The organism is Mycobacterium mantenii (assembly GCF_001667865.1).
In the GTDB taxonomy this organism is placed as follows: domain Bacteria; phylum Actinomycetota; class Actinomycetes; order Mycobacteriales; family Mycobacteriaceae; genus Mycobacterium; species Mycobacterium mantenii_A.
On sequence record NZ_LZJP01000045.1, the window covers coordinates 1 to 12,787 of the forward strand.

A 12,787-nucleotide genomic window follows, 5' to 3' on the forward strand; every position below is an offset into this window, starting at 1 on the left:
TCCGACGCCGACCGCTACCGGGCCCCGGTGAGCGCCATCGAGGAGATCCTGGCCGGCATTTACGCCCAGGTGCTGGGCGTGGAGCGCGTCGGTGTCGACGACTCCTTCTTCGACCTCGGCGGGGACAGCATCCTGTCGATGCAGGTGGTGGCCCGTGCCCGCGCGGCCGGAGTGGTGTGCCGACCGCGGGACGTCTTCGTCGAGCAGACGGTGGCCCGGCTGGCGCGCGTCGCCACGGTCGCCAGCGAAGACGACAACGTTGTCGACGAGGGGCTCGGACCCGTGGTGGCCACCCCGATCATGCGCTGGCTGCAGAACATGGACGGCCCCGTCGAGCAGTTCAACCAGACCATGGTGCTGGCGGCACCCGCGGACGTCACCCTCGACGACGTGCCGGTGGTGCTGCAGGCGCTGCTGGACCGGCACGCGATGCTGCGGCTGCGCGTCGAGGACGACGGCATCGGCGGTTGGTCGCTCGACGTGCCCGAGGCGGGCTCGGTGCAGGCCGGCGACTGCCTGGAGTCGGTCGACGTGCTGTCCGAAGCGGCGCTGGTCGACGCCCGGTCGCGGCTGAACCTCGCCGACGGTGTGCTGGTACGTGCCGTATGGGCAAGCGCGACAAACCAATTGGCGTTGATCATCCACCACCTGGCCGTCGACGGCGTGTCGTGGCGGACCCTGATCGAGGACCTCAACATCGCCTGGGCGCAGCACCACAGCGGCCAGCCGGTGGCACTGCCGGTGGGCGGCACCTCGTTCGCTCGGTGGTCGTCGCTGCTGGATGAATACGCGCGCCGCCCCGAGGTGGTCGAGCGGCTGGAGGAGTGGCGGCAGGTCGCCACCGTCCCGGCCGTGTTGCCGCAAGCACAGCCCGAGGACACCTATGTGACGGCCGGACAGTACTCGGCGTCGCTGGACGTCGAGACCACCCGGCTGCTGCTCAGCGAGGTGCCCGCGGCGTTCCACGCCGGCGTCCAGGACATTCTGCTGATCGCGTTCGGGTTGGCCTGGACCCAGTTCGTGGGCACCGGCGCGCCGATCGCCATCGACGTGGAGGGCCACGGGCGCGACGAAGAGCTGGGCCCGCAGGTGGACCTGTCGCGCACGGTCGGCTGGTTCACCGCGAAGTACCCGGTGTCGTTGCGGACCGGTGGACTGTCCTGGGGTCAGGTGGTCGGCGGTGACGACGCCCTGGGCGGTCTGGTCAAGGACGCCAAGGAACAACTGCGCGCCCTACCGGACGGTGTCACCTACGGGATGCTGCGCTACCTGAATCCCGAAGGGGGGCTGGATGTTTCGGATCCGGTCATCGGGTTCAACTACCTGGGCCGGCTCGGCGGGGGTGCCGCCGAGTTGTCGGCCGATCTGTGGCAGCTGGACCCGGGCAGCTTCGCGCTGGCCGGTGCGGCCGGCGCGGTGGCGCTGCCGCTGCCGCACACGGTGGAACTCAACGCCGGCACCATGGACACCGCCGACGGCCCGCACCTGCAGGCGAACTGGACGTGGGCGCTTTCGGCCCTCGACGAGAAGCAGATCAGCCGGCTCAGCGAGCTGTGGTTCGACGCGCTTGCCGGCATCACCGCGCACGTGCGCAACGGCGGCGGCGGCCTGACCCCGTCCGACATCGCGCCCGCCCGCATGACCCAGCGCGACCTCGACGAACTGCAGCAGCGGTACCAAGTCGCCGACGTGTTGCCGCTGACCCCGCTGCAGCAGGGACTGCTGTTCCACACCGGCACCGCCCAGGGCGGCGAAGACCTCTATGCGGTGCAGCTCGACATCTCCGTGACCGGCGCCATCGACCCGGACCGGCTGCGGGAGGCGGTGCACACCGTCATCAGCCGCCATCCCAACGTGGTGGCCAGCTTCTCCGAGGACTTCGGGGAGCCGGTGCAGATCATGTCGACCGATCCGGAGCTGGCCTGGCAGTACGTCGAGCTGGACGCCGACGGCGACATCGACGAGCAAATCGAGCGGTTGTCCACCGCGGAACGCGTCGCCGTCTGTGACCTGGCCGGACAGCCCCCGTTCCGGGGCCTGCTGATCCGCACCGCGGAGAACACCTACCGATTCGTGCTGACCAACCACCACATCGTGCTCGACGGCTGGTCCAAGCCGGTCCTGCTGCAGGAGATCTTCGCCAGCTACTTCGGGGTGCGGCTGCCCGCGCCGGTGCCGTACCGCAGCTTCATCACCTGGCTGTCCGAACAGGATCGGGCTGCCGCCCAGGAGGCGTGGCGCGAGGTGCTCGAGGGTTTCGATACCCCGACGCTCGTGGGCCCGACGGGCCGCATGGGGCTTGGCCCGCGCGGCGTTGCCGAGTTCCACGTATCCGCGGAGACCAGTCGCCTGCTGGGCGAATTGGCCCGCTCATGCCGCACCACCGTCAGCACCGTCCTGCAAGCGGCCTGGGCGCAGCTGTTGATGTGGCTTACCGGACAGCACGATGTGGCGTTCGGCACAGCTGTTTCGGGTCGTCCGACCGAATTGGCCGGATCCGACGCCATGGTGGGCCTTTTGATCAACACCGTTCCGGTGCGGGCGACCATCGGCGCCGAAACCACCATCGCCGACCTGCTTGAGCAGCTACAACGCACCTATACGAACACGCTCGATCACCAGCATTTAGCACTGAACGATATCCATCGTGTAACGGGACATGACCAAATTTTCGACACAATGTTCGTGTACGAGAACTATCCCATCGATACCGCCGCGCTATCGGCCGTGGACGAGTTAACTATTACTGGATTCACGAATCGGGAATACAACCACTACCCGCTTTCGGTTCAAGCTGTGCCGGGCCACGAAATAGGCCTTCGCGTCGAGTTCGATACCGACGTTTTCGGCGAGGCAAGGATCGAGAAGCTCGTAGAGCGGTTTAAGCGGGTGCTGGAAGCCATGACCGTGGACTTGGAGGAGCAGTCATGACCGTCGGTGCGGGACGGCGATTGTTGTCGATCGATCTGCTGGATGGCGGCGAGCACGATCGACTCGACGAGTGGGGCAACCGTGCGGTGCTGACCAAGCCGATCAAGGCTGCGGCGTCGATCCCCGAGGTGTTCGCCACGCAGGTGGCGCGCGCACCCCAGGCGGTCGCGCTGAGCTTCGGCGATCGCTCGTTGACCTACCGCGACCTCGATCAGGCTGCGAACCGGCTGGCGCACCTGTTGGCCGAGCAGGGCGCGCGCCCGGGCGAGTGCGTTGCGCTGCTGTTCTCCCGTTCCGCCGAGGCGATCATCTCGATCCTCGCGGTCCTGAAGACCGGGGCGGCGTACCTGCCGATCGACCCGGCCCTGCCGTCGGCGCGGATGGAATTCATGCTCGGCGACGCGACGCCGATCGCGGTGGTGACCACGGCCAGCCTGCGTGCCCGGCTGGACGGGTTCGACCTGCCCGTGATCGACGTCGACGAAGCCGCCGCGGACACCCAGCCCAGCAGCGCGCTGCCGGGGCCGCGGCCCGACGACATCGCGTACATGATCTACACCTCGGGCACCACGGGAAACCCCAAGGGCGTCGCGGTCACGCATCGCAATGTGACCGAGTTCGTCAAGACGCTGCACGCCGATCTGCCGACCGGGCCGGGGAAGGTCTGGTCGCAGTGGCACTCGCTGGTCTTCGACGTCTCCGTCTGGGAGATCTGGGGCGCGCTGCTGTCCGGCGGACGCCTGGTGGTCGTGCCCGAGTCCGTCGCTGGCTCGCCCGACGAGCTGCACGCCCTGCTGGTGGCCGAGAAGGTCAACGTCCTGAGCCAGACCCCGTCGGCGGTGGGCATGCTCTCGCCGGAGGGATTGGACGACACGGCGCTGGTGGTGGCCGGTGAGGCCTGCCCGGCCGAGGTGGTCGACCGGTGGGCGCCCGGACGGGTGATGATCAACGCCTACGGCCCGACCGAGGCCACCGTGTACGCCGCGATGAGCACGCCGCTCGCGGGCGACTCGGGGGCACCGCCGATCGGGTCGCCGGTTCCCGGTGCGGCGTTGTTCGTGCTGGACAAGTGGCTGCGGCCCGCGCCGGAAGGCGTGGTCGGTGAGCTGTATGTCGCCGGCCGTGGCGTCGCCACCGGGTATGCCCGCCGCGCCGGGCTGACAGCGTCGCGCTTCGTGGCCTGCCCTTTCGGCGCGCCGGGGGCGCGGATGTACCGCACCGGGGACCTGGTCCGCTGGGGCGCCGACGGTCAGCTGCAGTACCTGGGCCGCGCCGACGAGCAGGTCAAGATCCGCGGTTACCGCATCGAACTCGGCGAGATCCAGTCGGCCCTCGCCGCGCTGGACGGCGTCGACCAGGCGGCGGTGATCGCCCGCGAGGACCGCCCCGGCGACAAGCGCCTGGTCGGTTACATCACCGGCACCGCCGACCCGACCGAGCTGCGCACCCAGCTGGGCAAGCGGCTGCCGGCCTACATGGTCCCGGCCGCGGTCGTCGTGCTGGAGACCCTGCCGCTGACCGTCAACGGCAAGCTGGACAAGCGCGCCCTGCCCGCGCCCGAGTACCACAAGCGCGGCGGCCAATACCGTGCCCCCGGCAACCACACCGAGGAGATCCTGGCCGGCATCTACGCCCAGGTGCTGGGCGTGGAGCGGGTCGGCGTGGACGACTCCTTCTTCGACCTCGGCGGCGACAGCATCCTGTCGATGCAGGTGGTGGCGCGGGCCCGGGCGGCCGGCGTGATGTGCCGCCCGCGCGACGTCTTCGTCGAGCAGACGGTCGCCCGGCTGGCCCGGGTGGCCACCGACGGCGCCGACGAGGACGACCTGGTCGACGAGGGAATCGGGCCGGTGCTGGCCACCCCGATCATGCACTGGCTGCAAACCGTGCAGGGGCCGATCGACGACTTCAACCAGACGATGGTGCTGGCGGCGCCCGCGGGCGTCGGCAAAGACGACGTGGTCGTCGTGCTGCAGGCCTTGCTGGACCGGCACCCCATGCTGCGGCTGCGCGTGGAGGACGACGGCAACGGCGGCTGGTCGCTGGAAGCGCCCGAGCCGGGCACCGTGCAGGCCGGCGACTGCCTGCAGTCGGTCGACGAGCTGTCCGACGCGACACTGGTGGCGGCCCGGTCACGGCTGAACCCCGGCGCGGGCGTGATGATGAGCGCCGTCTGGGCAAGCGGGACAAGCCAATTGGCGTTGATCATCCACCACCTGGCCGTCGACGGTGTGTCGTGGCGGACCCTGATCGAGGACCTCAACATCGCCTGGGCGCAGCACCACAGCGGCCAGCCGGTGGCTTTGCCGGTGGGCGGCACCTCGTTCGCCCGGTGGTCCTCGCTGCTGGCCGAGCACGCGCTGAGCCCGGAGGTGGTCGAGCAGGCCGACGCATGGCGCGAGGTGGTGGCGACCCCGGCCATGCTGCCGGCGGTGCGCCCCGAGGAGGACACCTACCAGACCGCCGAGCAGTTGTCGGTCTCGCTGGACGTCGAGACGACCCGCCTGCTGCTGGGCGCGGTGCCCGCGGCGTTCAACGCCGGGGTGCAGGACATCCTGCTGATCGCGTTCGGGATGGCCTGGACGCAGTTCCTGGGTAGCGGCAAGCCGATCGGCATCGACGTCGAGGGCCACGGCCGCCAGGAAGAGCTGGACCCGCGCGTCGACCTGTCGCGGACCGTGGGCTGGTTCACCACCAAATACCCGGTGGCGCTGACGCTCGACGGGCTGGACTGGGACAACGTGGTCGCCGGCAACGACGCGCTGGGCGCGGCGGTCAAGTCCACCAAGGAACAGCTCCGCGCCCTGCCGGACGGACTGACCTACGGCCTGCTGCGCTACCTGAACCCCGACATCGATCTGGGTGGATCCGACCCGGTGATCGGGTTCAACTACCTGGGACGGCTGGGCGCGGCCGCAGACCTGCCCGGTGAGCTGTGGCGGCTGAGCCCCGACAGCTTGTCGCTGAGCGGCGCGGCCGCGGCGGTGGCGATGCCGCTCATGCACACCGTCGACCTCAACGCCGGAACCATGGACACCGAGGAAGGCCCCCACCTGCACGCCAACTGGACGTGGGCGGCCTCGGCGATGGACCGCGAGCAGATCAACCGGCTCAGCCAGTTGTGGTTCGAGGCGCTGACCGGCATCTGCGCCCACGTGCAGGCCGGCGGCGGCGGGTTGACCCCGTCCGACATCGCGCCCGCGCGCCTGAACCAGCGGCAGATCGACGAGCTGAGCAAGGAGCACCAGGTCGCCGACATCCTGCCGCTGACCCCGCTGCAGCAGGGGCTGCTGTTCCACGCCAGCTTCGCCCAGGACCCGGGCGACGACGTCTACGCGGTGCAGCTCGGTATCACGGTGACCGGTGAGCTGGACTCGCACCGGCTGCACGACGCCGTGCACAACGTGATCAACCGCCACCCGAACCTGGCGGCCCGGTTCTGCCCGCAGTACGGCGAGCCGGTTCAGGTCATCCCGGCCGACCCGGTCATGGCGTGGCGGTACATCCAGCTGGGCGCCGAGGATCTCGACCCCGAGCAGCGGGTCGAGGAGCTGTGCGCCGCCGAGCGCGCCGCGGTGAGCGATCTGGCCAACCGGCCGGCATTCCGGGCCGCGCTGATCCGCACCGCGGACAACCGGTACCGGTTCGTGCTCACCAACCACCACATCGTGATGGACGGCTGGTCGCTGCCCATCCTGCTGCGGGAGATCCTCGCCAACTACTACGGGGACCAGTTGCCGGCACCGGCAACCTACCGCAGCTACCTGACCTGGCTGGCCGGCCAGGATCGCGCCTCCGCGCAGGCGGCGTGGCGCCAGGTCCTCGACGGATTCGACACCCCCACCCTGGTGGGCCCGGCCGGCCGGATGCGGCTCGGCCGGCGGGCCGTGGAGTCCTATCGGCTGTCCGCGGAGACGACGCGCGCCGTGGGCGAGCTGGCCCGCTCGTGCCACACGACCGTCAACACCGTGCTGCAGGCCGCCTGGGCGCAGCTGCTGATGCGCCTGACCGGCCAGCGCGACGTCGCGTTCGGCACCGCGGTGTCGGGCCGCCCGGCCGACCTGGCCGGCGCGGAGTCCATGGTGGGTCTGCTGATCAACACCGTCCCGGTGCGGGCCAGCATCACTGCGGAGACCACCGTCGCCGACGTGCTGGACCAGCTGCAACAGCACCACAACGACACCCTCGAGCACGAGCATCTGGCGCTGAGCGACATCCACCACATGACCGGTCTCGATGCGCTGTTCGACACCCTGTTCCTCTACGAGAACTACCCGATCGACACCAGCGTCCCGATGGGCTTCCACGAGCTGGCCATCACCGATGTCACCAACCGCGAGTACAACCACTACCCGCTGGCGGTGATGGCGCTGCCGGGCCGCGAACTCGGCCTGCGCGTGGAATTCGACACCGACGTGTTCGACGCCGCCGGCATCGAGAAGCTGACCGAGAGGTTCCAGCGGGTGCTGTCGGAGATGACCGCCGACCCCGCCCGACGGCTGATGTCCCTGGACGTCGTCGACGAGCGCGAGCAGGTGTGGCTCGACGAGCGGGGCAACCGCGCGGTGTTGAGCCAGCCGGCCACCGGGAAGTCGATCCCGGCGATGTTCGCCGCGCAGGTGGCCAGCACGCCGGACGCCCCGGCGCTGACCTTCGACGGCCGCACGATGACGTATCGCGAGCTCGACGAGGCCGCGAACCGGATGGCGCACCTGCTGACCGAGGAGGGCGCCGGTCCGGGCGAGCGGGTCGCGCTGCTGTTCAGCCGGTCCGCCGACGCGATCGTCTCGATCCTCGCTGTGCTCAAGACCGGGGCGGCGTACCTGCCGATCGACCCGGCGCTGCCGGCCGCGCGGATCGAGTTCCTGCTCACCGACGCCGAGCCCGTCGCCGTGGTCACCACCGCGGGTCTGCGGGACCGGCTGGCCGGGTGCAGCCCGACCGTCATCGACGTCGACGACCCGGAGCTGGCCACCCAGCCCAGCACGGCGCTGCCGACGCCGTCGTCGGACAACATCGCCTACCTCATCTACACCTCGGGCACCACCGGCGTCCCCAAGGGCGTGGCGGTGACCCACGACAACGTCGCACAGCTGGTGGAGAGGCTGCACGCCGACCTGCCGGAGGCGGGGGTGTGGGCGCAGTGGCACTCACTGGTGTTCGACGTCTCCGTGCATGAGATCTGGGGCGCGCTGCTGCACGGCGGGCGCCTAGTCGTGGTGCCCGAGTCGGTCGCGGCCGCGCCGGACGAGCTGCACGCGTTGCTGGTCGCCGAGCAGGTCACCGTGTTGAGCCAGACCCCGTCGGCGGTGGGCATGCTCTCGCCGGAGGGCCTGGAGTCGGCGGCGCTGGTGGTGGCCGGTGAGGCGTGCCCGGTCGAGGTCGTCGACCGGTGGGCGCCCGGACGGGTGATGATCAACGCCTACGGCCCGACCGAGGCCACGGTTTACGCGGCGATGAGCTCGCCGCTGCAGAGCGGCACGGGATCTGCGCCGATCGGTTCGCCGGTGCCGCGTGCCGCGCTGTTCGTGCTGGACCGGTGGCTGCGCCCGGCACCCGAGGGCGTCGTCGGCGAGTTGTACATCGCCGGTCATGGCGTGGCCACGGGTTACTCGCGCCGGCCTGGCCTGACGGCGGGACGCTTCGTCGCCTGCCCGTTCGGCGGCCCCGGCGCGCGGATGTATCGCACCGGCGACCTGGTTCGGTGGGGCCACGACGGTCAGCTCGAATACCTGGGCCGGGCCGACGAGCAGGTCAAGCTGCGTGGCTACCGCATTGAGCTCGGTGAGGTGCAGTCGGCCCTTGCCGCGCTGGACGGCGTCGAGCAGGCGGTGGTGATCGCCCGCGAGGACCGCCCCGGCGACAAGCGCCTGGTCGGCTACATCACCGGAACCGCCGACCCGGTCGGGATCCGCATCCAGCTGGCCGACCGGCTGCCGGCCTACATGGTGCCGGCCGCGATCGTGGTGCTGGACGGGCTGCCGCTGACGGTCAACGGCAAGCTCGACAAGCGCGCCCTGCCCGCACCGGAGTACCAGAAGCGCGGCGGTGAATACATCGCGCCGTCCGACCCCACCGAGGAGATCGTCGCCGACATCTTCGCCCGGGTCCTCGGAGTGGAACGCGTCTCGGTCGAGGACTCCTTCTTCGAGCTGGGCGGGGACTCGTTGTCCGCCATGCGGGTGATCGCCGAGATCAACACCGCTCTCGACGGCGCCCTGTCGGTGCGCACCCTGTTCGACTCGCAGTCGGTGCGCGCCCTGAGCCACCGGATCACCAGCGGCGCCGACACCGAAGGCGCCGCGGGCCCCGGCTTCGCGGCGGTGCACGGCGCCGACGCCAAAGAGGTGTACGCCCGCGACCTCACCCTGGACAAGTTCATCGACGAGGCCATCCTGGCCGCCGCGCCGAGCCTGCCCGGCCCGAGCGCCGAGGTGCGGACCGTCCTGCTCACCGGGGCGACCGGTTTCCTGGGCCGCTACCTGGTGCTCGAATGGCTCGAGCGGCTGGAGCAGGTCGACGGCAAGCTGGTCTGCCTGGTGCGGGCCAAGTCCGACGAGGACGCGTGGCGCCGTCTGGAGAAGACCTTCGACAGCGGTGACCCGGACCTGCTGCGGCACTTCCAGGAACTGGCCGAAGAGCACCTGCAGGTCGTCGCCGGCGACAAGGGTCAGGCCAACCTCGGCCTCGCCGGGGAGACCTGGCAGCAGCTAGCCGACACCGTCGACCTCATCGTGGACTCGGCGGCCGTCGTCAACGGCGTCCTGCCCTACAACGAGCTGTTCACCCCCAACGTGGGGGGCACCGCGGAGCTGATCCGGCTGGCGCTCACCACGAAGAAGAAGCCGTACGCGTACGTGTCGACTTCAGACGTGGGCCGGCAGATCGAGCCGTCGGCGTTCACCGAGGACGCCGACATCCGGGTCATCAGCGCCACCCGCGTCATCGACGGCGGCTACGCCAACGGATACGGCAACAGCAAGTGGGCCGGCGAGGTGCTGCTGCGTGAGGCGCACGACCTCTGCGGGCTGCCGGTCTCGGTGTTCCGCTCCGACATGATCCTGGCCGACACCACCTACGCCGGTCAGCTCAACGTGGCGGACATCTTCACCCGGATGATCCTGAGCGTCGTGGCCACCGGCACCGCCCCCGCGTCGTTCTACCGGCTCGATGCCGAAGGCAACCGGCAGGGCGCGCACTTCGACGGCCTGCCCGTCGAGTTCGTCGCCGAGGCGATCGCCAAACTGGGCGCCCAGGTGATGGACGGGTTCGAGACGTACCACGTGATGAACCCGCACGACGATGGCATCGGGCTTGACGAGTACGTCGACTGGCTGATCGAGGCGGGCTACCCGATCGAGCGCGTCGACGACTTCGGCGAGTGGCTGCAACGCTTCGAGACCGGCCTGCGCGGCCTACCGGAACGGCAGCGGCAGAACTCGGTGCTGCAGATGCTGACGCTGCTGCTGCGGGACCCGAAGAACCTGCAGCCCGCCGAGCCGGCCCGCGGCGCCTTCGCGCCGACGGATCGATTCCGTGCCGCGGTGCAGGAAGCGAAAGTCGGCCCCGACAACGACATCCCGCACGTGAGCGCGCCGGTGATCGTCAAGTACGTCACCGACCTGCAACTGCTCGGTTTGTTGTAAGCCCTCTCGACGAGTTACGAACACGCGGCGCGGTCCATAACGGACCGCGCCGCGTTCGTGAATGCGCAGAAGGCATTATTTGCTCGCCGGCTGCCTAGGGTGCCGCCTATAACCCCGCGATAACGGTCGATACCGCAGTGCGGGCTATCGAGCGTAGAAATGGACTCGAATCGGCCCATACTGTGTGCAGCCATCATGGGGCTGGTCAGTACTATTAGTACGCATAAGACCGCTTTTGTAAGTATAAATCTAGGTTCCTAGGTAATTCACAGCACATTAAGTTTGAATAACCCTAGACCTGCGGGGTGCTCGTCTACTAACGTTCCGAACTGTTGCACTCATGTTGACTACGGGGTCTTCGGAGTGGGCGAGCGTCGATCGTTCGGTGGTGGCGCTTGCTGGCTCGGTCGCCTCGGCCAACGACGAGCCGCAACGAGGTTGCGGTTGGCCTTTTCCGACGCTCCGCCCCATGCCGGGCGGCGCCACGAGGGTGACCGCACCGCGCCCGGGCTACATCAAACAGAAGCCGACCAGGCTGCGGTCTGGTGGTGTCTGCGTGAGCGGCCTAAATCAACCGGGGGGTTGAAAGGAACACCCTGTGGTTGGGGAGTCGGATGGAGCTTGAGCATCAAGCACTTCCGCTGACGCGCGGGCAGCTGGATATCTGGCTGGCGCAGGAAACGGGTCACTCCGACACGGAGTGGCAGCTTGGGTTGTTCGTCCGGATCGACGGCACCGTCCAGCGCGACGCCCTGCAGTGGGCGATCCGGCAAGCCGTGAACGAAGCAGAACCGACCAGGGTCGCCTTCTTCGAGATCGACGGCCAGGTCTTCCAGCGGTCGATCGACGACCCGAACATCGAGCTGGCGTTCCACGACCTGAGCGAGTTGCCCGATCCTGTGCAAGAAGCCCGTGACAGGGCGCTGGCCATCCAGCGGACGCCCATGCCGCTTTCCGGGCCGCTGTTCAAGTTCGTCCTCTTCCAGACCCGGCGAGACGAATTCTTCCTGTTCGCGTGCTGCCACCACATCGTGATCGACGGGACCGGGGTTGGGCTGGTCGGTCACCGCATCGCCTCCATCTACTCCGCGATCGTTTCCGCCGGACCCGTCCCGACGGCCGTCTTCGGCTCGCTGCAGGAGCTGATCGACTGCGAATCGCACTACGAAACCTCTCACGATTACCGGGACGACGAGGCCTACTGGTTGGCCAACCTGCCCCCGGAAGGCGGGGGTCAGGACCGCGTGCCCGGCAGCGCCGCGGAGCGTGACCCGTGGCCGTCCGCTCCGGTGGCGCTGGACCCCACGATCGTGCGCCGGGTTCACCGGTTCTCCGACGTCTGGGGCGTCTCCCCGACGTCGGTCATCACCGCGGCCTGCGCGCTGCTGGTGCGCGGTTGGTGCGCCGAGGGCCCAGAAGTGGTGCTCGATTTCCCCGTCAGCCGGCGAGTGCGCCCGGAGTTGAAGACGCTTCCCGGCATGGTCGCCGGCGTCGTGCCGCTGGTGTTCACCGCCGCACCGCGATCGTCAGTCACCGATTTCTGCAAACACGTCGAGAGGCGAATCGAAGAGGCGGTGGCGCACCAGCGATTCCCAGTGCACGCCCTGGAACGCAAGGTTCGCGGCCTGACCAAATCGCCCGAACGGGTCAGCGTCAACTTCATCCCGTCGGCCTTCACCATGCCCTTCGGTGGTGTCACGGCCTCGGCGTCCTACACGAATTCCGGTCAGGCGGACGGCTTCGGACTCATCTTCACCACCGACGGTGACGAGCTCTTCTTGAGCACCGCGGGCGGGTGGGGTCCCTGGTCGGGCCTGAGCGCCTCCGACTTGGCGGCGCGACTGCAGCGGGTGTTGGTGGCGATGACCGACGATCCGCGCCGCCGACTCTCGTCAATCGAGGTGGTCGATGGCGACGAGCGCGCCCGGCTTGACGAGTGGGGCAACGGTTCGGCGTTGGGTCGGTCGGTGCGGCCGGTGTCGGTGGTGGGGTTGTTCGCCGCGCAGGTGGCCCGCACCCCGGATGCGGTGGCGGTGCGGTTCGAGGGCCGGTCGTTGACGTACCGGGAGCTCGACGAGGCGGCCAACCGGTTGGCGCATGTGCTGGCCGGGCGTGGGGCGGGCCGGGGCGATGTTGTCGCGCTGCTGTTTTCGCGCTCGGCCGAGGCGATCGTGGCGATCCTGGCGGTGCTCAAGTCCGGGGCGGCGTAT

Annotated in this window: 3 protein-coding genes; all 3 read left to right on the forward strand. The window is 69.2% G+C overall.

Features of this window, described 5'->3' with window-relative positions:
* A partial coding sequence (locus A5688_RS07720) for a condensation domain-containing protein (protein WP_242660175.1) occupies positions 1–2,931 on the forward strand: 2,931 nt, incomplete at its 5' end.
* On the forward strand, positions 2,928–10,577 hold the full coding sequence (locus tag A5688_RS07725; RefSeq protein ID WP_067907751.1) for a non-ribosomal peptide synthetase: 7,650 nt from the start codon (positions 2,928–2,930) through the stop codon (positions 10,575–10,577). The genes A5688_RS07720 and A5688_RS07725, both read left to right, overlap by 4 nt.
* Positions 10,578–11,191: 614 nt before the next feature.
* Positions 11,192–12,787: condensation domain-containing protein (locus A5688_RS07730; RefSeq protein ID WP_165607459.1), on the forward strand; the 1,596-nt coding region annotated here is incomplete at its 3' end.

Coding starts and splice junctions, on each gene's coding strand:
- A5688_RS07725 (WP_067907751.1), top strand. CDS start 2,928: ATGACCGTCGGTGCGGGACGGCGATTGTTGTCGATCGATCTGCTGGAT.